Annotated in this window: 19 protein-coding genes; 4 read left to right on the plus strand and 15 right to left on the minus strand. The window is 77.1% G+C overall.

The features are described from left to right. The first annotated feature begins 11 nt into the window (after window positions 1–11). Window positions 12–1,502, plus strand: coding sequence for a protein kinase domain-containing protein (locus BUE45_RS04920; RefSeq protein WP_073375639.1), 1,491 nt, complete (start codon window positions 12–14; stop codon window positions 1,500–1,502). 15 nt (window positions 1,503–1,517) lie between these two features. On the opposite strand, the gene BUE45_RS04925 is transcribed toward BUE45_RS04920, so the two are convergent. From BUE45_RS04925 to BUE45_RS34055, 8 genes are all read right to left on the minus strand, one after another. Further along, window positions 1,518–2,426 carry a type II secretion system F family protein gene (locus BUE45_RS04925; protein ID WP_073375641.1) on the minus strand — a complete coding sequence of 303 codons (909 nt, stop codon included), beginning with the start codon at window positions 2,424–2,426 and terminating at the stop codon, window positions 1,518–1,520. Between the two features lie 11 nt (window positions 2,427–2,437). Continuing rightward, window positions 2,438–3,370: a type II secretion system F family protein gene (locus BUE45_RS04930; RefSeq protein WP_073375643.1), complete on the minus strand. Its 933-nt coding sequence runs from the start codon at window positions 3,368–3,370 to the stop codon at window positions 2,438–2,440. A gap of 49 nt (window positions 3,371–3,419) precedes the next feature. Continuing rightward, window positions 3,420–4,742, minus strand: coding sequence for a TadA family conjugal transfer-associated ATPase (locus BUE45_RS04935; protein WP_073375645.1), 1,323 nt, complete (start codon window positions 4,740–4,742; stop codon window positions 3,420–3,422). Window positions 4,743–4,823: 81 nt separating this feature from the next. Next, the gene (locus BUE45_RS04940) at window positions 4,824–5,213 is read right to left on the minus strand and encodes a TadE/TadG family type IV pilus assembly protein (protein WP_073375647.1); all 390 of its coding nucleotides are present in this window, start codon (window positions 5,211–5,213) and stop codon (window positions 4,824–4,826) included. Next, window positions 5,210–5,608, minus strand: coding sequence for a pilus assembly protein TadE (locus BUE45_RS04945; protein ID WP_073376411.1), 399 nt, complete (start codon window positions 5,606–5,608; stop codon window positions 5,210–5,212). The genes BUE45_RS04940 and BUE45_RS04945 overlap by 4 nt, the downstream gene beginning before the upstream one ends. A 91-nt stretch (window positions 5,609–5,699) precedes the next feature. Beyond that, window positions 5,700–7,055: a CpaE/TadZ family protein gene (locus tag BUE45_RS04950; protein ID WP_073375649.1), complete on the minus strand. Its 1,356-nt coding sequence runs from the start codon at window positions 7,053–7,055 to the stop codon at window positions 5,700–5,702. Continuing rightward, a complete protein-coding gene (gene cpaB / locus BUE45_RS04955; RefSeq protein WP_073375651.1) occupies window positions 7,052–7,834 on the minus strand; it encodes a Flp pilus assembly protein CpaB in 783 nt (260 codons plus the stop codon). The genes BUE45_RS04950 and cpaB overlap by 4 nt, the downstream gene beginning before the upstream one ends. Window positions 7,835–7,890: 56 nt before the next feature. Then, window positions 7,891–9,765, minus strand: a complete 1,875-nt coding sequence (locus BUE45_RS34055; protein ID WP_394328506.1) for a hypothetical protein — start codon at window positions 9,763–9,765, stop codon at window positions 7,891–7,893. A gap of 656 nt (window positions 9,766–10,421) precedes the next feature. On the opposite strand from BUE45_RS34055, the gene BUE45_RS04965 reads away from it, so the two are divergent. After that, complete coding sequence (locus tag BUE45_RS04965; protein ID WP_073375653.1) at window positions 10,422–10,892, plus strand: YkvA family protein; 471 nt, start codon at window positions 10,422–10,424, stop codon at window positions 10,890–10,892. A 139-nt stretch (window positions 10,893–11,031) separates the two neighbouring features. Here the strand turns inward: BUE45_RS04965 and BUE45_RS04970 are convergent, their stop codons facing one another. Next, on the minus strand, window positions 11,032–11,610 hold the full coding sequence (locus BUE45_RS04970) for a TetR/AcrR family transcriptional regulator (RefSeq protein ID WP_073375655.1): 579 nt from the start codon (window positions 11,608–11,610) through the stop codon (window positions 11,032–11,034). A 127-nt stretch (window positions 11,611–11,737) separates the two neighbouring features. Between BUE45_RS04970 and BUE45_RS04975 the strand changes: the two genes are divergently transcribed. Beyond that, window positions 11,738–12,160, plus strand: coding sequence for a VOC family protein (locus BUE45_RS04975; RefSeq protein WP_073375657.1), 423 nt, complete (start codon window positions 11,738–11,740; stop codon window positions 12,158–12,160). 107 nt (window positions 12,161–12,267) lie between these two features. Beyond that, window positions 12,268–12,396, plus strand: coding sequence for a hypothetical protein (locus BUE45_RS33750; RefSeq protein ID WP_281256323.1), 129 nt, complete (start codon window positions 12,268–12,270; stop codon window positions 12,394–12,396). Between the two features lie 52 nt (window positions 12,397–12,448). Here BUE45_RS33750 and BUE45_RS04980 read toward each other — a convergent pair whose 3' ends face one another. The 6 genes from BUE45_RS04980 to BUE45_RS05000 all read right to left on the minus strand — a co-directional run bounded on the left by BUE45_RS04980 (window position 12,449) and on the right by BUE45_RS05000 (window position 21,510). Beyond that, window positions 12,449–12,751 carry a YciI family protein gene (locus BUE45_RS04980; protein ID WP_073375659.1) on the minus strand — a complete coding sequence of 101 codons (303 nt, stop codon included), beginning with the start codon at window positions 12,749–12,751 and terminating at the stop codon, window positions 12,449–12,451. 105 nt (window positions 12,752–12,856) lie between these two features. Next, window positions 12,857–13,027 carry a hypothetical protein gene (locus BUE45_RS32415; protein ID WP_178378458.1) on the minus strand — a complete coding sequence of 57 codons (171 nt, stop codon included), beginning with the start codon at window positions 13,025–13,027 and terminating at the stop codon, window positions 12,857–12,859. Beyond that, window positions 13,024–14,544, minus strand: coding sequence for a TRAFAC clade GTPase domain-containing protein (locus tag BUE45_RS04985; RefSeq protein WP_073375661.1), 1,521 nt, complete (start codon window positions 14,542–14,544; stop codon window positions 13,024–13,026). The genes BUE45_RS32415 and BUE45_RS04985 overlap by 4 nt, the downstream gene beginning before the upstream one ends. Beyond that, the gene (locus BUE45_RS04990; RefSeq protein WP_073375663.1) at window positions 14,541–16,958 is read right to left on the minus strand and encodes a GTPase-associated protein 1-related protein; all 2,418 of its coding nucleotides are present in this window, start codon (window positions 16,956–16,958) and stop codon (window positions 14,541–14,543) included. Before BUE45_RS04990 ends, BUE45_RS04985 begins: the two co-directional genes overlap by 4 nt. 41 nt (window positions 16,959–16,999) lie before the next feature. After that, on the minus strand, window positions 17,000–18,199 hold the full coding sequence (locus tag BUE45_RS04995; protein ID WP_073375677.1) for a TRAFAC clade GTPase domain-containing protein: 1,200 nt from the start codon (window positions 18,197–18,199) through the stop codon (window positions 17,000–17,002). Then, window positions 18,196–21,510, minus strand: a complete 3,315-nt coding sequence (locus BUE45_RS05000) for a SaeA-related protein (protein ID WP_073375680.1) — start codon at window positions 21,508–21,510, stop codon at window positions 18,196–18,198. Before BUE45_RS05000 ends, BUE45_RS04995 begins: the two co-directional genes overlap by 4 nt. Window positions 21,511–21,534 lie beyond the last annotated feature (24 nt).

Raw genomic sequence — 21,534 nt, forward strand, 5'->3', positions numbered from 1 at the left:
GCATACCCCTCATGACGTCGCACCCCTCGCAGAGCCTCAGCGCGCGCACCGAACCCCTCATGTCCGATGACCCCCGCGAGGTCGGCGGGTACCGGATCCAGGGAAGGGTGGCCGACCTGGGCGGCGGCGTCCTGTACGCGGCGCGCCGCAACGGCGGGGAGCCGGTGCTGCTCGGCCTGGCCGCGGGGACCGAGGCCGCCGAGGCGCTCCCCGAACCGAGGGACCGGGGCGTGTGCGCGGTCGCTCCGGTCGACTCGGGTGCCTGGGACGGGCGCCCGTGGGCGGTGCTGCCCGACCAGCCGGGGCCGACCCTGCGCGGGCGGGTGGCCTCGCGCGGAGCGCTGCCCGTGGGGGACGCGGTGGTGCTGGCGGCCGCGGTGGCCGAGGCACTGGCGGTGCTGCACGCCGAGGGGACCGTGCACGGGGAGGTCGGGCCGGACGCGCCGGTGCTCACCGGCGCGGGACCGCGCCTGCTCGACACGGGCCTGGGACGGCGCGCCGCCGCCCCGAGGGCACCGGGACTGCGGGGGATGCCGGGGTGGGTGGCCCCGGAGGTGTACGAGGACGGACGCCCGACCGGGGCCGCGGATGTCTTCGGATGGGCGTGCCTGGTGGTGCTGGCCGTCACCGGCCGGGAGCCGTTCGGTGCATCCCCCGCGACCCGCCTGGGCCGCCGGGCCGCGCTGGTGGAGATGGAGCGGCGGGCCCGGCAGGACGCCGTGGACCTGGAGGGAGTGCCGGAGGGCTTCCGGGCGGTGGTCGCCCGCGCGCTGTCGCCGGAGCCGGGAGAGCGGCCCCCGGCCGGGGAGGCCCTGGCCACGGCCCTGCGCCACCTGGACGGCCGCGACGCCGATCCCACGGCGGCGCGCCTGCGCGCCGTGCTCCCGGCCGGAGGCGGGGAGTCCCCGGAGGCGGACGGTACGGAAGCCGGGGCGGCGGCGGAGGCCCCCGCGGCCCCGCCCGCCGCCACCCCCGTCCCGGACCGCCCGCCTGTGGCGCAGACCGGGGCCGCGACCGCCTCCGCGGCGGTCGTGCCCGGGACGGCCTCCGTGGCGGACACGGTCCCCGCGACCGCCCCGGCGCCCCCGGCCCCCGGGCCGGTCGGCGCCGGGCCCGTCCACGCCCCTTCCGCGCCCGGCGCCGTGCAGGCCCCCCTGCCCGCGGCCGTCCCCGGGCCCGCCGACGCCCCGCGGGACACCCCGGCCGGGGGCGCGCCGGGGTTCGGGATCTACACGGACCCGGTGACGCCGGAGGGCTCGGCCTTCGCCCCCGCGCCCGCCGTGCCCGCCCCGGCCGCGGGCCGCGGCATCTTCACCGCCCCGGCCTTCTCCGAGCCCGCACCCGGGTGGGGCCACCGGCCGGACCCCTCCGGCGACACCGCCACCCTGGAGCGCGAGCCGTCGGCGGACCGCCGCGCCGCGCTCCTGGCCAACGCGGTCATGGCGGGCGCGGTCCTGCTCGCGGTGCTGCTGGTGATGCTGTTCCGGACGGGCGTGCTCTGAGCCGGGCCCGGCGGCTCAGCCGCCGAGGATGGTGCCCAGGTCGACCTCGGTCCCCAGGAACATCGAGCCGACGATGAGCAGCAGCAGGCCCGGGAGCAGCGTGACCGCGGTGACCATGGTGACGCGGGGGTTCATCCGCTGCGCCTTGCGACGCATGTACTGGGCGTCGGCGCGGCGCATGTCCTGGCTGATGTTCACGAGGGTGTCGCTCAGCGGCGCGCCCAGCTCCTCCGCCTGCTGGATGGCGGTCACGAACTTGCTCAGGGAGTCGTTGCGGTTGCGGCGGCGCAGCGTCTCGAAAGCCTCCCGGCGGGAGGTCCCCAGCTCCATCTGGCGCAAAGCCAGCGTGAACTCGTCGGCCAGGACCCCCGGCATCGACTCCGCCACCCGGCCCACCGCGGCGCGGAACGAGAGCCCCGCGCTGACCGTCACCGCGAGCACGTCCAGGAAGTCCGGCAGCTGGGACTGCACCCGGTCGGCACGCTCCTGCGACTGGACGTACAGGTTCAGGTCGGTGAGTCCCGCGAACGCCAGGACGATGACCCCCAGCAGGGGGTTGCCGGTGAGGAACATCAGCGTCCCCAGCGACCCGTACAGTGCGATCTCACCGATCTTGCGCCGCAGGTACCGCTCCAGGGTGAGCCCGTCGGGCCGCCCCGCTGCCTCGATGCGCCGGGTGACGGACCGCCGCCGCGACTCGCCCAGCGACTCCAGCACCAGCCCCGAGAACGGCCGTCCCAGGGCCTCGGTGATCCGGTGCAGGACGAACATCCGCTCCTCCCGGGTGCGGGGCGGCGGCGCGGTCCGCTCGTCCACCCGCACCCGGGTCTGCGACATCATCAGGAACACGCCGTACGCGGCGGTCAGGACGACCAGGGCGGCCGCCGCCGACAGCAGCACGGGGACGACCCAGGAAAAGCTCATCGGACAGGCTCCTACAGGTCGAACTTGGTGATGCGGGACACCAGGGTGAAGCCGGTGACGAACAGCGCCGCCACCACCAGCAGCACGCCGATGCCGGCCGCGGACGTGGTCATGGTGCGCAGGATGCCCGGCTCGATGGCGTTGATGAGGAACAGCGCCCCCGCCGACATGAACCCCAGCGCCCACACGGTGCTGGTGGTCTCGCTGAGGATCGTCTGCACCTCGCGCCGGGTCTCCTTGCGGTTCTCCAGCGTGGTGGAGATGTTCCGCAGCGCCGTCACCAGCGATCCCCCGGAGCGGGAGGCCACCAGCAGCGTCGACAGCAGCACCCCCAGCTCCCGCGAGGGCATGCGCTCGCGCAGCTCGGCCACGGCCTCCTCGAAGGACGCGCCGAGCTTCATGGACTCGGTCATCCGCCGCAGCTCCTCGCCGGCCGGGCCGTCCAGCTCGTCGGCGGCGATCGCCACCGCCGTCGGCAGCGCCAGCCCCGCCGAGGTGGCGTTGCCCAGCACCCGGGCCAGGTCGGGGAGCTGCCCGGTGAACTCCTCGCGGCGCTTGCCCTCGGCCCGGTTCAGGTAGGAGAAGAACAGGAACGCCACGCCCGCCGCGGCCAGCAGGCCGAAGAACGGGGCCAGCACCTGCCACACCACGACCACCGCCAGCAGCGAGCCGCCGACCAGGGCGACCACGAACGTGGACACCCGCAGGTCCGTGCCCGAGCGGGCGATCCGGCGGGACAGCCGCGCGCCCCACTGGGTGCGGTGCAGGGCCCGCTCCAGCCGCGCCATGGGGGTGGACGCCGCGTACTCGGCCTGGTCCAGGGCGCTGCGCGCGGCGATGAGCCGCCGCTGTTCGGCGCTGGTGACGAACTGCCACAGCGCTGCCAGCGCGACGAGCAGCACCGCCGCCAGGCCGGCGAGGATCGCCGCCATCTGCCAGTTCACCGCGGTTCCTTTCGTGTCCCGGGGGCCGTCCGCGCCGCGGGGGCCGCCCTCACCACTCGTTCCGTTCCTCGGCGGGCGCCACGCCGAACACCGCCGGCACGGTCTCGCCCATGTGGTAGACCCGTTCGGCGACGTGCCGGGGCAGCGGCAGGTGCCGGTAGCGCCCCTCCACCGCCCGGTTGGCCCCCAGCGGTAGCGCCTCGAACCGCAGCACCGGCTCCAGCCGGAACTCCTCGCGGCGCTTGGACGAGACCACGCAGATCTCGTTGACCCGCCGCGACCCGTCCGGCCAGCGGCCCAGGTGCACGATGGCGTCGACGGCGTTGTTGATCTGGTCGCGGATCGCCTCGTAGGGGATGCGCCCGTCGCCCATGGTCGCCAGCGTCTGGATGCGGTGGATGGCGTCGTCGGCCGAGTTGGCGTGCACCGTCACCAGCGACCCGTCGTGGCCGGTGTTCATCGCCTGGAGCATGTCGATGGTCTCCTCGCCGCGGACCTCGCCGACGATGATCCGGTCCGGCCGCATCCGCAGTGCGTTGCGCACCAGGTCGCGGATGGCCACCGCGCCCCGGCCCTCGATGTTGGGCGGCCGGGACTCCAGCCGCACCACGTGCTCCTGCATGAGCTGGAGCTCGGCCGAGTCCTCGATGGTGACGATGCGTTCGGTGGGCGGCACGAACGCCGACAGGGCGTTGAGGAACGTGGTCTTGCCGGTGCCGGTACCCCCGGACACCACCAGGTTGAACCGGGAGCGCACCATCGCCGACAGCAGCACCCCGGTGGCCTGGTCCAGGCTGCCCATCCGCACGAGCTCGTCGATGGGGTAGGGCTTGGGGAACCGCCGGATGGTGAGCACCGGGCCCGACAGCGACAGCGGCGGGATGATGACGTTGACCCGCTCGCCCGTGGGCAGGCGGGCGTCCACCATGGGCGAGGACTCGTCCACCCGCCGGTTGACCAGGGACACGATCCGGTCGATGGTCTGGTAGAGCTGCTCCTCGCCGTTGAACGAGGCGTCGATGCGCTGCATCCGCCCGCCGCGTTCGATGAACACGTTGTCGGGGCCGTTCACCATGATCTCGGTGATGCTCTCGTCGGCGAGCAGGGGTTCGAGCACGCCCAGCCCCAGCGCCTCGTCGACCACCCTGCGGATGAGCACCGAGCGCTCCCGGTCCGACAGCACCGGCCCCTCGCGGGTGAGGATGTGCCCCACGACCTTCTCCAGCCGCACCCGGCGCTGGGCCAGGGTGAGCCGGGTCAGGTCCTCCAGGTTGATCTCCTCCAGCAGCCGCCGCCGCCAGTGCGTGACACTGCCGCGGTCGGTGCGCGCCTCGGTGGCGCGGTCCTCCTCCAGCCGGTCCTTCAGTCCCATCGCCGACTCCTTCCCCCGGTTCCCCCGGCCGCCCCTGCGGCCCCTCGCCACGTCGCGTGCGCGCCCGCGCCGCCCGCCGTCTCAGACATCGGGCATGTCCACCCGTCGTGTCACGGTGATCCCGAACCCGGCGGACGAGAACACCACCGGCAGCGGGTGGGCCACCTCCACGTAGAAGCCCGCGCGGTCGTTGGCGCCGCCGGTGACCGTCGCGTCGTCGAGCCAGGACGGCAGCGACTCGCGCGCGGTGGCCTCGGCGCCCTCCAGGCCCTGGACGCCGGCGACCCGGGCCCCGGCGCGGGCGGCCGACTCCAGGCGCTCGGCGGCCACGAAGGCCAGGAACGCCTCGATGGCGACGACCGCGGTGAGCAGCAGCACCGGGAACACCATGGCGAACTCCAGCAGCGGCCCGCCCCGGTCGTCGCCGCGCCCCCGGCCGGAGCGGCGGCGCGGACGCGCGCGGGCGCTCACTCCGTCCCCACCTCCTCCGGGTCCTGCGGGGCGACCGGGTCGCCCACCCCGCCGCGCGGGGCCACCTCGGTGACGACCCGCGACTCGGCGCTGATGTCCCAGGGGCCGGTCGCCCCCGGGAGGAAGATCGGCATCGCCAGGGTGACCCGGGCGTGGCGGACGCCGTCGCGGTCGACGATGCTCACGGTCATCACGTCCTCCCCGTCCCAGGGGGCGCGGACCCGCTTGCGGGCCTCCTCGTCGATGCGGGCCGGGTCGTCGGGGGTGACCGAGGCCTGCCGGGCCGCCTCCGCGGCGCCGTGTGAGGCGTACATGGAGGTGATGCCGAGCAGCAGCACCTGCCACACCAGCGCCAGCGCCAGCATGAGGAACGGCACCACCGCGGCGAACTCCACGATCACCCCGCCCCGGTCCGCGTGCGGGCCGCGGCGCGACCGCACCGGGCGCGCACGGCGCCGGGGTCCCCTCCGGGGGCCCGGCCCCCGGTCAGCCACCGAACCCACCGCGCCCTCCCGGGTCGCGCTGGGAGCCGCCCGTGGCCCCCGGGCGGCCGGGCTCCTGCGAGGCGTGCACGAACCCCGACACGTCCCGGGTGGACAGGCCCCCCTCCATCCCCGCGCGCAGGGCGGACAGGCCGCCGGGAGGGGTGGGCGTCCCGCCCTTGCCGTTGCCCGGCTGGGCGGGCGGGCTCAGCAGGTCCAGCTCGGCGGCCAGCCGCGAGAACGCCTTGCGCAGGCCCTCGTCCGTGACCCGGGTCGGGTCGCCGTTGTTCTCGCCCGGCTCCAGGCCCCGGTAGGACGCGGGGACCGGGGTGCGCAGCACCTTGGCGTTCAGCAGGTGGCGCAGGAAGTCCGGCTGGATCTCGTTCTTGCGGCTGTGCCGGGTGACCAGCGCGTAGACGTCCTGCTGGGCCCGGACCTGGAGGCGCTCCCACATCCCCATCAGCCGCTGGGCGCCGCGCAGGGCGGGCACGTCGGGGGTGACGGCGACGACGGCGCGGTCGGCCAGCTCCACCGCCATGGCGGTGGCCTCGTTCATGGTCGATCCGCAGTCCACCACCACCAGCTCGTAGCGGGAGCGCAGGGCGGTCAGCACCCGGCGGGCCACCCGGGCGGACACGTCCTCCCCGCGTTCGCCGTGCTCGGGGGCGAGCAGGACGTGCGGACCGCGCGGGTCCACGTACAGGGTCTCCGACAGCATGCCCGGGGTGATCTCGTCGCCCGTCCCCACCAGGTCGCCGATGGAGCGGCGGTGGCGCAGGTTGAGGAACGCGGGCAGGTCGCCGGTCTGCAGGTCGAGGTCGACCAGGCACACCACCCGTCCGGCGGCGGCGGCCGTGTACGCCAGGTGCACGGCGCAGGTGGTGGTCCCCACCCCGCCCTTGGCCCCGCTGACCGCCAGCACCCGGCCGCGCACGCCCGAGGCGGGCAGGTCGAGAGAGGCCGACTCCAGGTGGCGGCGCAGGGTGCGCGACCAGTCCGCGGCCCGGGCGATCCGGTTCTCCAGCTCGGCGATGCCGGAGTCGGCGGCGAGCACGCCGCGGGCCCCCGCCTCCATGGCGCCGGTGACGGTCTCGGCGTCCATGCTGGAGGACACCAGAAGGATCGCCAGCTGCGGGTGCCGGTGCGACAGGTCGCGGACCGCGTCGAACACCGGGGCCGGTCCCAGGTCCTGGTGGACCAGGACGACGTCGAGCTCGGGGAACTCGCCCGCGGCGTCGATCAGCGCCGCGGTGGTGGAGCGCACGGCGACCAGGTCGGCGGAGGCCAGCTCGTCGAAGCGCGCGGCCAGCACCATCTCCGTCTCGGAGGTGGGCATGCCCGCCAGGATCCGGAAGTTCACCGCTCACCCCCCGGCGCGCGGCGGGTATCCCCGCCGGTCCCGCTGCCCTCGTCGGGCGAGCCCTGACCGGCCAGCCCGTCCATGTCCTCGCTGCAGAACTCGGCCCCGCCGGGGGAGCCCCCTCCGGACGCGCTCACCAGGGCCAGCCGCATCTTGGTGGAGAAGTCCTCGGCGTAGGCCAGGCGCAGCGCCGCCTCCGGATCCAGCCGGAACGTCACGGGGACGACGCCGGCGACGCCGCCGGTGTCGGTCTCCTGGGTGCGCAGCTCGCCGATGTCGAGGACCTCGACCTCGGTGAGGACCCGCACCGCGCAGGACTGGCCGTGGTCGCGCGGCTGGAAGGTGGCGTAGATGTCGACGAACGACCCGCGCTGCACCTTGCCGGCCACGCCGGTCTCGGCGTCCACCATGATCGCGATCTCGCGCTCGCCGGTGGTCAGGGTGGGCTGCGGCTGCACCATGCCGCGCTGGAGGTAGACGCCGGCCTGCAGGTGGGAGGCGGCGACGAGCTCCTGGTCGGCGGGGGTCTCGACCTCGGACAGGTCGGAGAGGAACACCTCGGGGTCGAAGTACAGGCTGGGCACCCGGACGGTCTCCACCGAGTCCGGCCCCAGGGGCTGGTAGGCGTCGACGTCGTCGGTCAGGCGCAGCACCGTCGCGAACTCGCCGAGCTGCTCCTCCTTGGATCCGAGGTAGGTGAACACGGAGAAGAACACGGCGACGGCTCCGAGGGCGGCCACGACCATGAGGAGGACGCCGCGTCGCTGGCGGGGGTTCATGGGAGGTCTGTTTCCGTTTCCAGGCTCGTTGCGGGCGACCCGTTCGGGCCGGGGTCCTACCGGGAGTAGGTTCGGGGGTTCTCGGGGCGCGGCGCGCGTTCCGCGGGCTGCGGGTCCTCGGGCGGGTCGGGGGCGGGCGGGCGGGGGCCGGGACCTTGTGCGGCCCGCGGGTCGGTGGGCGGGGGCTCCGCGCGGTCCCCCGTGCCGGGGGCCGCGGGTGGTCGGTGGACGGCGCGGTCGGGCGCGCCGTGGGGGAGCCCGTCGACGGTGGAGTGCCAGGCGTCCTCGTCGACGGTGATCGGCGGCAGGGCCTCGGCCTCCAGGGGAGGGTACCGATCGCCGTGACCCGGCGGCCCGTACCCCGGGGGCGGACCCGGGGGAACGGCCGGGGGCGGCCCGGCCGGCGGGCCCGTGTGCGGACTCCGTGCGGGCCCGTGGACGCGGGCGGCCCATGCCGCGGCGGTGTCGCCGGGGACGGGGCTCCCCGACCGGTCGCCGGTCGCGCTCGGCCACCCGCCGGTGTCGCGGTGCGCCGGGCGGTCGCCTCCGGCGGCGGCCGGGGCGCCCGGAGGCAGGGCCGGCGGCGCCGGGGCGGGCCACAGGGGGGAGCCGCCGGCCGGGCCCGTGCGCGGGGCGGCGGGGGGCCGTCCGCCGGTACCGCCCTCGTCCGACCGGTCCTCGGGGGGAGCGGCGCGGGGCGGCGCGTCGGCGGCCGGACCCGGGTACGCGGACGCGGGGGGCGGGCCGCTCCCACCGGTCGGGGCGGCCCCGGGGCGGTCGGCGGAGTCCGGGCGGTGGCCGTTGGCCGCCCTCGCGGCCCAAGCGGCGGCGGTGCCGGTGAGGGGCGGGCCGCCCGCGTCGCGAAAGGCCGTGTCCGGGGCGGGGCCGTGCACGGGGGGAGCGGACCGCGTCGGCGCCCCGGTGTGCGTCCCGGCGGCGTACCGGCCGCCGGTGTCCTCCTCTGGCGGCGCCGGGGCGGCGGGCGGGGACGTCCGCGGGGCCGGACGGGTCCAGGTGCCGGTGTCGCTCACCCGTGCGGTCTCGTCGGGCGGCGGGGTCTGCCGCGCCCGCAGCGGGCTGCGGGCCGAACCCGAGGAGCAGAACGGGCAGGGCGTCGCCGTCATGGGCTCGCCGCACCAGGAGCAGGCCGAGGCGCGCAGGGCCCCGGCCGCGTAGGCGAGCGCCTGCGGGTGCGCGCTCAGGGCCACGAACTCCACGTACTTGGCGGTGCCCCAGTACTCGGGTCCCAGCGGCTGTGCGGGCAGAGTGCGGGTCGCGACCGGCTGGATCGCCTGCGGGAGGTTGTCGTCGAACGCGCCCGTGATGGTCGGGTCCGGCACCGAGCACAGCAGCTGCACGGGCTGCACCGGCCGGAAGGGCAGCCGCCGGGCCACCTCCGCGGGGCGCAGCCGCTCCACCCGCTGGGTGGGCGCGCTGTACGCCAGGAAGGACACCGTGGGCGCGTACGACCCCATGTGCTGGCGCACCGAGGTGGGGATGGCCTCCAGGCCCGACACGGTCTTGAGCCAGGCGCCCGCGAGCAGGTGGCGGGGCAGCTCGGAGGAGAGCGCGGCCACCATGCCCGGCGGCAGGTACGGGGCCAGGTAGGCGAGCTGGTCGGCCACCAGGGACAGGGCCAGCGGCGCCAGGTCCACCGGGACGCCGGCGATGTGGTCGGTGTGCAGGGCTCCGCGGGCGAAGTTCACGGCCCGGCGGGCGTCGTCCGCCCGCCAGGACGGGTACAGCGCGACGACCTTGAGGCCCGCGGCGGTCTGCCGGCGGGCGAAGGCGACGAACGCGGCGCTGCGTTCGCCGATGCCGTCGCCGTGCATCGAGAAGCGCTGCGCGCGGACCTCGCCCACATGGCCCGTGCTGGGGATGTCCGCCAACAGGGCGACGGCCGTCGCCGACCGAGGTAGGGCTGTGGACACTGGGCAAGCTCCATCGGTTCTGCGCGCTGGGGTGGGATGTGCCGGATGGCCTCCCGCTCGGAAATGCCCCACTCGGTCGCATCGTAACGAATGTGTGCCAGGGTGTGGGAGGTCTCGCGTTTTCCGAGATCGCCGGGGGAAGGGCGGTGATCTCGGTCCCGGGGTCGAACGGTGTGCGGCCCGCGGGTCGCCGGGCGGGGCGGGAAGGAGGATCCGGCCGGCCCCGACCGCCCTCGTTCCGCGCGGGAGGCGGGGGACGCCGGTGACCGTATGCGGCCATAGTGGCCCGACGGGTCACCGTTCCGGTCGGTGTCGCCGAGGTCTGGTGTCTTTTCCCTCCCCTTCTTGGTTTCCTGTCTGCTTTTCCGGTACTCCGTTCGTGCGCGTGCGCCGTTCTGGCGACCCCCCTAGAATGCCCTCCTTTTCCTCTCGTCACCAGAGACCGGGGTCCGGTTGTGGACGACCGCACCCCGGTTTTTCCCGCCCGGAGTGACGGAGGTGGTGGTTGATGTGGCAGGGAACGGTGTGAACCCGCGGCGCGCGCACCGGTGTCGTCTTGGTCTCTTCGGGGTTGACCGCCGTGCCTCCGGGAACGATCAGGGCTGACTTCGCGTCATATCGTGAGAAGTCAAGCGCCCCCCAGAGGAGACGTAACGATGCGCAAGGAAAACCGCGCCGCGGCGGGCGCCGCCGCCTGGCAGGTCATCCAGAACACGGACAGCGGCATCTCCGTGTGGCAGAGGGTCGGTGCCGTCCCGCGCATGCTGTGGGCCAAGGTCCGCGGCCGCTACCCCGAGATGGGCGGCGGCAAGCTGCTGGGGATGGTCGCCCTGGCGCTGTACATCCTCTCGCCGATCGATTTCATCCCCGAACTCTTCGTGCCGCTGCTCGGCCTCACCGACGACGTCGGTGCCGCCGTGTGGCTCACCACGATGCTGCTGGGCGAGAGCGAGCGCTTCGTCCGCAGGGAGCGCGACGAGCAGGCCCGGCAGGCCTTCTCCCAGGCCAACGCCTCGGGAGGGGACGCCTCCGGCCGCGGCGGCCCGGGCCAGGGCGTTCCGCCGCAGGGGTCCGAGCCCGGGCGGGACGCCCCGGGGGCGGAGTCCGACGCCCGGCGCCGCCGCTAGCGCGCACGGCCGCCCGCGCCCGCCCGGCGCGGGCGCCGCACCGTCCGGGGACACCCGGAGGCCGGGACCGGCGCGCGCCGGCCCCCGCGACGTACACCGAAGGCGGGCCGCGGCCCGCCTTCGGCGCGTCCGGGGCCGGTCAGGCCGGGGGGACGATGGTGTCGACCATCCGGTCCACCAGTGCCCCGGCGTCGTCGTCGCCCAGCACGTCGGGCAGGGTCAGGGCCTCCAGGAAGAGGCCGGTCATCGCCAGGTAGAGCGTGACCACGGTGGAGCGGTCGCCGGGGAAGCCGCCCTCCAGGTGGAGGCGCACGTTGTCCTCCAGGGTGTCGCGGATGGTGCGGGTGAGCTCCGCGCGGATGCCGGGGTGGCGGTTGGCCTCCAGGCGCAGTTCCAGCAGGGCCAGGTAGCCGTTGCGGTCGGCCCGGATCCGGCGCAGCAGGTCGTGCATGCCCACTCGGGTCTGCTCGCGGCTCGGCGCGGCCGTGGAGAAGGACGCCATGAACTCCTCGGCGGGGGTCAGCCGCACGTGGACGTGGGCGCCCGCCTGCAGCAGCAGCTGGGCGCGGTCGGCGAAGTAGTTGGACGCGGTCCCGGTCGGGACGCCCGCCCGAGCGTCCACGGCGCGGAAGGTCAGCCCGCGCGCGCCCTCCTGCGCGAGCACGTCGATGGCCGCGTCCAGTAGGGCGCGGCGGCGTTCGGGGTTCCTGCGGACCATCTCCTACCTCCTTTTTCTCTCGTCGGAAGGAGCGCTCCCCGGCTCCGGGGGAGACGGGTGTTGCTCTGACAACTTCGTCTGTAGTACTTTGAATGAAGTGGTCAAAAGCCTACCTCAAGGAGCAGCCATGCATGTGGACCTCATCGGTACCGCCCTCCTGTGCGACGAGCCCCGCGCCGCCGCCGACTGGTTCGTCGAACACCTCGGTTTCGACCTCAACGTGGACATCGGCTGGTACGTCAACACCCAGCACCCGCAGCACGGGAACTTCTCCCTGGACTTCGTCTCCCGCGAGCACGGCTCCTCGCCGGAGGGCCTGCGCGGCCGCGCGGTGGCCGGGACGCTGGTGGCCTTCCTGGTCCCCGACGTCGAGGCGGAGGAGAAGCGCCTGCGCGCGGCCGGGGTGGAGGTCGTCCTGCCCCTGGTCCGGGAGCCCTGGGGGCAGTACCGCTTCCAGATCGCCGGTCCGCAGGGCCTGTTCGTGGAGATCCTCCAGCGGGTCGAGCCCGACCGGCGGTGGATGGAGGACAACGGCCTCCTCCCCGCATGACCCCGCGCGGCCGGGCCCGGGGCGGGGCGCTCGTGTGAGGCCCGGTGCGGCGGGGAGCCCCGGGCCGGAGGGCGGCGGCGCGGCGCGCCGGCCCGGTGGTGGAGGGCATGTACGCGGGCCTGGGCGAGGCGACGCACGGGGAGTGGGTGCGCGCGGAGAACGCGCCGGCCACCGTCGACCCGGACGCCCTCCACCCGGGGGCACGGCGCTACCAGCAGGAGCAGGGACTGCTCTGACGCGGGCCGCGGGGCGGCGGCGTGCGGGGCCGGCCGCCGCCCCCGGCGGGGCCTACGGGCGCAGGTGCTCGGCCAGCGGGCCCAGGACGGCACTCCACTCGCGCACCTGGACGTCCGCCACCAGGCCCTCCAGGACGAAGGGGTCCTTCTCCAGCAGGGCCCGGACCTCCCCGGCGGAACCGCCGCGGAACAGCAGCAGGGCGCCCGGGGCGTCCTGGGGGCCGAACGGGCCCGAGACCAGGTTGGCCCCCTGCTCGGAGAGCCCGCCCAGGTACTCGCGGTGCGCGGGGCGGTGCTCGTCGCGGGCGGCGTCGCTGTTCTCGGCGTAGGTGTAGGTGACGGCGAAGACGGCCATGGGGCGTTCCTCCTGGTGGCTGCGGTCCGGTACCGCCCCATGATCCCCGACCGGCCCGCACCCCGCGCAGCCGGGTCCCGTGCGCGGCCGGGGCGCGGTCCCGGCTCAGGGGGAGCGGCGCGCCGCGTACTCCCAGGCGAGGAGGATCATCTCGGTGCCCTCGTGGAGCAGGACCGCGGCCAGGGCCAGGGTGACCCCGACCACCAGCACGTACACGGCGGCGGCGATGGCCCGGCGCGCCCTCCGGTGGCCGTACGGGACCGCCGGCGGGCTCACCGGGCACCCCCCGCGGCGGCGGTCGCCGGCCCCGCCGCCAGGTCGGCGAACGCCCGACCCTGCGGGCGCAGCAGCCAGGCCGCGAGCACGTGCAGGCTCGGGTCGGCCAGCCCGTCCGGACCCGCCACCGCCGAGGTCGGGAACACCCGCACCGCACCGAAGTCCGCCTCCGCCCGGGCGAGCAGGTTGCCCAGCCCCAGGACCTGCCCGGCCCACTCCCGGGCCGGGGTGCCGCCCGGGTCCACGGAGGTGCCCCGCACCAGGTCGCCACGGGTGACGACCACCGCCAGGCGGCCCTGCGGCCGGCCCCCCGGCACCCGCCGGTGCCGCTCGACCTCGTCGCGCACCGCCCCGTAGGCCAGCTCCGGGTCGCGGGTGTGCGAGCGCTCCCCGGCCAGCCGGTCGCGCTCGGGGGCCGTCAGGCAGCGCCACACGGCGGGTATCCCCAGCGGGTCCACCACCAGGACGAACGTGGACGCCTCGCCCAGGTACTCCAGCTCCTCGGTGGTGGCGGTGCGGTTGAACCGCTCCCCGGCGGCGTCGAACAGCTGGAGGACCAGGGCCCGCCGCCCCGCACCCAGCCGCACCGTCGCCGCGCGCACCTTCCGGCCCGGCGGGGTGGGGCGGGTCCGGTGCCCGGGGGCCAGCGCCCGCGCGCCCTCCCGGGAGAGCCGGGCCGCCTCCTCGCCGAACGGCTCCAGATAGGAGTCGGGGCCCTGCCGCGCCGCCTGGGCCAGGGCCAGGTGCAGACCCGCCGCCAACCGGGTCTTGCCCGCGCCCGTGCCGCCGAACAGCGGCAGCAGGAACTCGCGCGCCTCCCCCGGCCGGTGTTCCAGCGGCCTGTCGCAGTGCGGGCACAGCGTCTCCAGGTCGGCCGCGCCCAGCAGGATCAGCGTCGGCAGGGTGCGGTCGCAGCGGCAGCGCCGCCGCAGCAGGCCGTGCGCCCCCGGGCGGACCGTGTCGTGCCGCCGCCCGCAGCGGCCGCACAGGTAGGCCGGGTAGGGCAGCCTCCGGTAGCACTCCGGGCACACCATCCGGATCCGGCGCACCACCCGCAGCCCCGTGTCCACCACCCGCAGCGCCCCCGCCAGTGACCAGGCCGCCGCCAGGTAGCCGCCCACCACCAGCGCGTGCGCGGCCACGTGCGGGAGCAGCAGCACCCCCCACAGCGCGGACGCCCGCCAGGTGCGCCGCACCGCGGAGCACAGGTCCCACCAGGCCGGACCGCCGTGGTAGCCGCGGTGGGCGGGCTCCCCGTGCACGTCGGGTCCGGGGCCGGCGGCACCGCCGCCGCCCGCCATGGTCCGGTGCACCTCGCGCAGGTACAGCCAGGTGAGCACGCACAGGCCCGCCACCGCGGCGAGCACGCCCACGCCGACCAGCAGGCTCACCGCCGCCGCCAGGACCCACCAGCGGAACACCACCGCGACGGCGCCCGCCGCCACCAGCGGCACGACCCCCAGGAGGACGGCCCCGGGCCGGGCCGCGCCGTCGTCGCGTTCGCCGGGACCGCTCATCGCCGGTCGCCTCCCCGCATCCGGAACAGGCCCCGCCGGGACCGGTGCCCCCGCACCCACAGGTCGAACCCGGCCGCCTCCTCGCCCGGCAGCCGCCGCCGCACCCGCCCCGCGTGCCGCCGGCTCCAGCCCTCCAGGGCCGTGGCCAGCACCTCCCGCTCCACGGTCGCCGCCCGCTCCGGCCCCAGCCCGGGCCCCAGCCACGTGAGGTACACGCGGGCGGCGGTGTCCGCGTCCGGCGGGTCGTCGCACAAGCGCTGGACCGCGGCCTCCCGGTAGGCGACGAACACCTCCGCCGGGCACGCGCCGAGAACGCGGGCCGCCGTCCGCGGCGCAGCCCGGTCCAGCAGCACGGCGGCCACCGACCGCAGGCAGACGTCGGCGGGCGCGGGGTGCGCCCGGTCCAGCAGGGACCACGGACCCGGGTCCGGTCCGGCCCCCCCGACGCCCGCGTCCGACACGACCGTGCGCGACCATGCGGACAGCACCCCGTCCAGGGCCTCCCGGTCGTGGAGCGCCCGCGCCGCCTCCGCCGGGATCCGGGTGCGCAGCGGGTGTGCGGCCACCTCCTCGGCCAGGGCGTGCCAGGCGGTCTCGGCGCCCACCGGGGGAGCGGCCACCAGCGGCGCGCACACCCAGCCCGCCACGTCCGGGGCGGTCCGCACCCCCGGCACCAGGACACGCAGCGTGCGCAGCGCGGCCCGCGGACCGTGCCCGCGCCCCCAGACCTCCGTCAGCAGCGACGCGTCCACGTCGTGCTCCGCCGCCCCGGGGGCGCCCGCGGCCCTGCCCCCGGCGCGGATCTCCGCCACGTCCGCCAGCAGCCGAGCCGGGTCCTCCCGCCCGTCCAGGCCCAGCCGCCGCAGCTCGCGCAGCAGAGCGCCGCCGTCGCGGTCCCCGGTGAACAGCGCTCCCACGGGTCCGGCGGCCAGCACGCCGAGCCGGGCCCGGGGCAGCCCCGCCAGCCGGGCCGCCGCCCCGCGCCGCACCTCCGGGTGGGCGGCGAGCAGGGCCGCCACGGCCGGTTCCGGAACGCCCTTCGGCGGGGCCTGTGCCAGCAGCGGGCCCACCACCCCGCTCCCGTACCGCTCCAGGGACAGGGCCGAGGGCACCAGCCCGCAGGCCCGGGCCCAGCGCAGCAGCTCCACCGCCCGCTCCGGCGGTGTCCACCCCCCGGACCCGTCGGGGCCGGAGGGGCCGGCGGAGGGGAGCGGCACCGACAGCAGGGCGGTGATCCGCCCGCGGGCCGCCTCCCGCACCGGCGCGGAGCGCATGGGCAGCGCCGCCGGCGCCGCGGCCCCGGCCACGATCCCGTCCAGGCAGCGGTGGACCAGCAGCCGGTCCATCCGTCCGATCAGCTCGGGCGACCCCGTGCGGTGCGCCACCCGTTGCAGGTCCGCGAGGGAGCGGTCGTCCGCGGCGCCGCCGTCCACGACCCGGCCCGCCAGCGCCGAGGAGTCCGCCGCGGGCAGCCACTCCACCGCCGCCGGGAGCCAGCCCCGCACGGCCCGCAGCTCCGCCGCCGACACCCCGCGGCCGGGGCCGCGGAGCAGGTCGGCGGCGGCCAGCACCGGGTGCCAGTCCGCCAGCGACGCCTCCCGGCCGCCCGCACACCCGCCGGCCCCGCGCCACATCCCCTCGGCCCCCGCGGTGCCCGCGGCCACGGCCCGGCCGGCCGCCGCACGTGTCGCGGGTGGCGGGTCGGGCAGCGAGTCGAGCGTGCCCACCACCGGGTCCACCACCGTGAACCGGCCCCGCAGCGGCCCCAGGTCGCCGCCGGGCGGCACCCCCACCACGTGGGCGAACGTCTCCTGCGGGCTGGCGCTGTAGGTCGCGAACGCCATGCCGCGGGCCCGCTCCGGAGGCAGCAGGTGCGCCAGCGCCGCCACCCAGTGCGCCACCGTCGCGCTGTCGGCCACCAGGACCACGGGCCGGTCCCCGCCGACGGCGGCGTCCACCGCGGACAGCAGCCGCACCACCAGCTCGGGCGGGTGCCCCCGGACCCACGCGTCGGTCCTGACACGTCCCAGCGGCCCGCCGGGCACCTCCAGCACCGGCAGGTCGGGGTCCCGCACCGGCACCGACGCCCAGAAGGCGGCGTCCCACAGCTCGGCCGCCAGCGGCCCGCCCGCCCCCACCAGGCTGTGCGCGAAGTAGTTGCCGGGCCGCCCCGAGGGGTCCGGCCCGCACGAGACGATCCGGCTGACGACCGGGTATCCGCCCAGGTCGGGGGAGTAGCACAGGTTCACCGGATGCTCGTCCGCCCGGCCCGGGGGCGGCTCGTACACGGTGTACCGCTCCACCTCCGCCAGGACCCGCTGGTCCACACCCGGCGTCGCCGCGTTGAACTGGTAGCCCGCGTACCCCGAGAGCCCGTGCTCGCACGAGGTGTAGTAGAGCTGCGCGAAACCCATCGGCGGGACCTCCTCTCGTCCGGGACGGTGACCGCCACGGTTCAGGACCGCCCCTCCCGGGACGGGACGACACCGAAACCGCCGAGCATCCACAGGAAGGGGTCGGCGACCCGGTAGGGGCGCACCCCGCCCCGCAGGCGCTGCTCGGCGTCGGGCGCGTGCCCGAGCGCCGACACCCCGAAGTACCGGGCGTCGGCGTAGTGGTTGGTGATGTGCGCGTCGATGCGGCCGCCGTCCCACCGGTGCAGCAGCCGCCGGATCTGGGCGTGCACGTCGCGGCTGTCGGAGCCGTCGAAGTAGGGGGCGTCCGGCTGGGGGCGGCGCAGCGGCGACCCGGGGTCGAGCGCGTCGTGGAACACGTCGAGCTTGGTCAGGCACACCGCCATCGGTACGGGGATGGGCCGCGAGGGCGACCCCGTCCGGCGCAGCAGCAGGTCCGTGACCCGGCCCAGCATGTCCAGCGGCGGGTGCTCGGCGCGCTCGGGCGGCGGCAGCGGCGTGCCCGGCGCGGCCTCGGCGCGTGCCCCGGGCATCCGCAGCGGGTCCAGCAGCAGGATGACCCCGTCGGCGTTCTCCAGGTAGCGCAGGTTGGTCTCCACGCTCTCCTCGGTGGTGAGGTCCTCGCCGGCCGTGTCGAAGAACGACAGCAGCGTGTGCCGGGGGCGGCGCCCCCACGGGCCGCGCGGGCGGGTCGTGAACCGGAAGACCAGCGGCTCGCGTGCCGCCCCGGTGCGCCGGGTGGCGGCCAGCAGCCGGGCGTCGTCGTATAGCGGCCCCTCGTAGTCGGTGCGGAAGCGGTGCCGGGTGTGGTCGTCGGAACCGCCCACCGAGGCCTCGAAGCGCGCGCCCACCCGGTGCATCAGCTCGTGGATGAGCACGGTCATGAACACCGTCTTGCCGGACTCGCGCGCGCCGACCAGGGCGATGAGGCGGCCGGGGATGCGGCCGAAGTTCACCGGCAGCCGGGCGTGGCAGGTGGCGCAGACCCGGGTGCCGGTGGATGCGCCGCAGTGGGGGCACGCCGCGCGGGGGCGGCGGCCGTCGGCCGCGAACACCGGTGGCAGGTGCTCGCGGCGGCCCAGGTGGGCGCGCAGCTCCGCGTCCTCGGACGGGTCGCACCGGCGGCCGTCGGGTCCGGGGCGGCCGCCGCAGCGGAACAGGATGAGGCGCCGCGTCAGACGGGTGTAGCAGTAGGGGCACACCGGGCGGTCGGGGGCGCCCAGCCGGTCGAGCGCGATCACAGGCGGAGCTCCTTCACCGAGGGCTGGCACAGCCGGGTGCCGTCCGGGACGTCGCCCAGGGGCAGGCACACCAGCCAGGCCGGCCGGGCGGTCCGGGGCGGGCGGACCCGCAGGGACAGCCGCTGGCCGGCCGCCAGCCGCCGGGACGGGAACACGGCCAGCACCAGGCCCTGGTCGACGCGGTCCGGCGGGAACCCGCCCTCGGCGTAGACCACGGCGATGCGGGGGCAGGTGCAGGCGGTCCCGGCGGCCACGGTGACCCGCCGGTCGCGGCGCAGCAGCCCCGCGGGGGCGACGCGGTAGTCGAGCACGCCCCCGCCCGGGACGGTGAGGACGGCGGGCGGCCCGGGGGTGCCGCCGACGACGGCGCGCACGGCCACCCGTGCCGTCCCGGGGCCCATGGGGGCCTCGAACCCGCCCCCGGCCTCGTACCGGGGGCGCTCGCAGAGCGCCTCCCCGCCGTCCCGCGAAGGCCCGGACGTGTCGTCGGGGTCCGCCGGACGCCAGGTCACCGCGGCGGCGGACGCCCCCTCGGGCCAGGTCCAGCCCAGGCGCACCAGGTCGCCGAACCGCCGCGCGTGCAGCCCCGCCACCGCCGGAACGGCCACCACCCGCACCGACGCCCCCACCACGGCCTGGTCGCCGCAGGAGGTCACGGCCACCACGTGGTGCGTTCCGGGACCCAGCTCCACCCGTACCCTCTCCCGCTCCGGCGGTCCCAGGGCCGCCCGTCCGGCCCCGGCCGTCCCGCCCGCCTCGTCGATCCCGACCGTCTCGCCTGAGGCGGGTGCCCCGCCGGGGGCCCGCCCCGGCCGGTCCGCTCGGGGTGCCTCACGTGTCCGCTGTGTCTCGCCTGAGGAGGCCGCCCCGTTGGTGCCGGGCGTTTCGTCCGGGGCGGGGGCGCGGTCCTCGCGGGGTGCCCTGTCCGTGCGTTCGTCCTGGCCCGTCGGGGTATTGCGGTCCCCGCCGGGGGCGTTCTCCGCCCGGTCCGCGGCGCACGTCCCGCGCGCCCCGTGTGCTCCACCCGGCTCGGCCGCCCCCTCCCCCGGGAGTGCACCGGCGCTCCCGCTCGGGGGGAACACATCCCCGATTCCGTCCGCCCGGTCCTTCCCGCCCGCACGTGCCGTCCCGGGCGCCCCGTTGCGGTTGCGGGCGGGCACCGCCGCGGTCCCGTCCGCTCCGAGGGCTCCTTCCGCCGCGCCGTCCCGGGAGGCCCCGTCGGCTCCGCGCGCTCCAGGGGCGGGCGCCGCCTCGACCGCACCGGCCGTCCCACCGGCCGTCCCACCGGCCCCAGCGGGCGCGGGCTTCGCGCCCGTCACGGTTGCGGACACCGGCGGGGCGTCCGCCGGCCGTCCGCCGTACGGCCCCGAGGGGACCGGGGAGCCGGGAGGGGAGACCGCGGGGACCGGGGCGCCGTGGGCGGCGACCTCGGCCGGGGGGACGCGGGTGCCCGGCGGCCAGGGCGGCCGGGCACCCGCCGTCCGCAGCGACACCCGGCCGCGGGCCGGCGGCGTCCACGACGCCGTGAACCCGCCCTCCCCGTCCGGGACCACCAGCAGGTCCTCCACCGGCGGCGGGGGAGGACCCGGCACCACCCGCCGCACCAGCCCCTCCGAGCCGCGGGCCGAACCCCCCGAGGTCAGGTACACCGCCCGCACCCGGTAGTAGTACTCCACGTCCGGGCGCACCCCGCGGTCGCGGAACCCCATCCCGTCGGTCGCCACCCGGACCCCGTCGCCGCCCCGCGGCGGGGCCCCCTCGCCGCGCACCACCTCCACCCGCACCGCCTCCGGCGGCACCCGCCACGCCCCCGTCACCTCCTCCTCGCCGGCGTGCACGGACAGGTCCCCGACCTCCGGGGCGAGCAGCACCGGGTCGGTCACCCCCGGCTCCGAGGTACCCCGCCCCTCGCGCACCGCCGCCACCGCGTACCGCACCTCCGTGCCCACCGGCAGCCCCGGGTCGATGAACTCCGTCCCGGACACCTCCCCGGCCAGCGCCTCCCGGGCACCGCGGCCCACCCGGCGCAGCACCCGGTAGCCGATCCGCCCCACCAGGCTCGGGCTGGGCCGCCACACCACCACGGCGCCGCGCCCCTCCACCCGGGCGCGCACCTCGCGCGGCGGCAGCGGCGGCACCTCGCCCAGCCGCGCCCGCAGCCCGTCGTCGTCGGCGGCCAGGGCGCAGGCCGCCGCCAGCGCCCGCGCCGCCTCCTCGTCCCGGCCCTCGCGCAGCTCCTCCTCCGCCCGCGCCGACAGCTCCTCCACCCGGACCGCGCGCTCCCGCACCTGGGCGGCCGCACCGTGGTCGGCGGGCAGGTCCGCCGCCGCGGCCTGCGCCTGGCGCAGCTGGTCGTCGGCGAGCAGGTCCCGCACCTCCCGCTCGGCCCGGGCGACGCGGTCCGAACCCGCCGGGCGGCGGCGCACCGCCGCCGCCAGCAGCGCCGCCTCCGCCTCCGCCAGCCCCCGGCGCGCCCAGGGGCGGGCCAGCGCCGCCTCGCCCACCTCGGCCGGGCGCGCCCGCAGCTCCTCGGCCACCTCCCACAGCACCACCGCGTCGCGCTCCGCGCGCGTGGCACAGGAGCGCAGCACACCCAGCACGTTCTCCGCCGCGGCCTTGCCCTCGGTCAGCGGCTCCACCTGCACCCGTGCCACCGCCCCGTCCAGCGCCGCGTCGTCCAGGACGCCGCCGTCCACCAGCCGGAACCCGTCCACCACCGTGAACCCGCCCGCCAGCCGCCCCGCCCCGAACACCACCTCCGGGGAGAACACCGCGCCGCGGGTGCGCAGGTTGTCGCGCAGGCTCCGGAAGGTCCGCACCGGCGGCTGCACGGGCAGCTCGGGCAGCTGCTCCACCACCCGCACGCCCCGCTCCCGCAGCAGGCGCTCGGCCTCGCCCTCGGGCATGCCCACCGAACCCGCCATGGCACGCAGCGCCCAGCGGTCCACCAGGGAGGTGGAGAGGCCGTCGGCGATGTCGGACCACTCCGCCAGCGCCCGCGCCGCCGCCTCGGCCCGCACCCGGGAGAAGTGCCCGTGGGTGAGCGCCCCCTCCCGGTCCAGCCGCTCGTGCGCCGCCACCAGGTCCACCAGCACCCGGCGCAGGGTGCGGCGGCGCGCCTGGAGCCCCCGCCAGTAGGTGCACACCGCCGCCACGTGCGCGGCGAACGCCTCCGGGTCGGCGGACAGCCGCCGCTCCCTGTCCGCCCCCATCCCGTAGCGGACGAACAGGTCGGCGGGCGGCCCGCCGGTGCGCGCCGCCGCCAGCACCTCGTCCTCGTACCGCCGCCGTTCCCGCACGTCCCAGGGCACAGCCGCCCGCTCCCTCGCCAGAGT

It is taken from the genome of Nocardiopsis flavescens, from assembly GCF_900141985.1.
In the GTDB taxonomy this organism is placed as follows: Bacteria; Actinomycetota; Actinomycetes; order Streptosporangiales; family Streptosporangiaceae; genus Nocardiopsis; species Nocardiopsis flavescens.

What these genes read in the sequence shown, in the direction of transcription:
- BUE45_RS33750 (WP_281256323.1), top strand. Translation starts at nt 12,268, where the DNA reads ATGTACGCGGGCCTGGGCGAGGCGACGCACGGGGAGTGGGTGCGCGCG.
- cpaB (WP_073375651.1), bottom strand. Translation starts at nt 7,834, where the DNA reads ATGAACCCCCGCCAGCGACGCGGCGTCCTCCTCATGGTCGTGGCCGCC.
- BUE45_RS04935 (WP_073375645.1), bottom strand. Translation starts at nt 4,742, where the DNA reads ATGGGACTGAAGGACCGGCTGGAGGAGGACCGCGCCACCGAGGCGCGC.
- BUE45_RS04920 (WP_073375639.1), top strand. Translation starts at nt 12, where the DNA reads ATGACGTCGCACCCCTCGCAGAGCCTCAGCGCGCGCACCGAACCCCTC.
- BUE45_RS04970 (WP_073375655.1), bottom strand. Translation starts at nt 11,610, where the DNA reads ATGGTCCGCAGGAACCCCGAACGCCGCCGCGCCCTACTGGACGCGGCC.
- BUE45_RS04965 (WP_073375653.1), top strand. Translation starts at nt 10,422, where the DNA reads ATGCGCAAGGAAAACCGCGCCGCGGCGGGCGCCGCCGCCTGGCAGGTC.
- BUE45_RS04985 (WP_073375661.1), bottom strand. Translation starts at nt 14,544, where the DNA reads ATGAGCGGTCCCGGCGAACGCGACGACGGCGCGGCCCGGCCCGGGGCC.
- BUE45_RS04980 (WP_073375659.1), bottom strand. Translation starts at nt 12,751, where the DNA reads ATGGCCGTCTTCGCCGTCACCTACACCTACGCCGAGAACAGCGACGCC.
- BUE45_RS04975 (WP_073375657.1), top strand. Translation starts at nt 11,738, where the DNA reads ATGCATGTGGACCTCATCGGTACCGCCCTCCTGTGCGACGAGCCCCGC.
- BUE45_RS04925 (WP_073375641.1), bottom strand. Translation starts at nt 2,426, where the DNA reads ATGAGCTTTTCCTGGGTCGTCCCCGTGCTGCTGTCGGCGGCGGCCGCC.
- BUE45_RS04990 (WP_073375663.1), bottom strand. Translation starts at nt 16,958, where the DNA reads ATGGGTTTCGCGCAGCTCTACTACACCTCGTGCGAGCACGGGCTCTCG.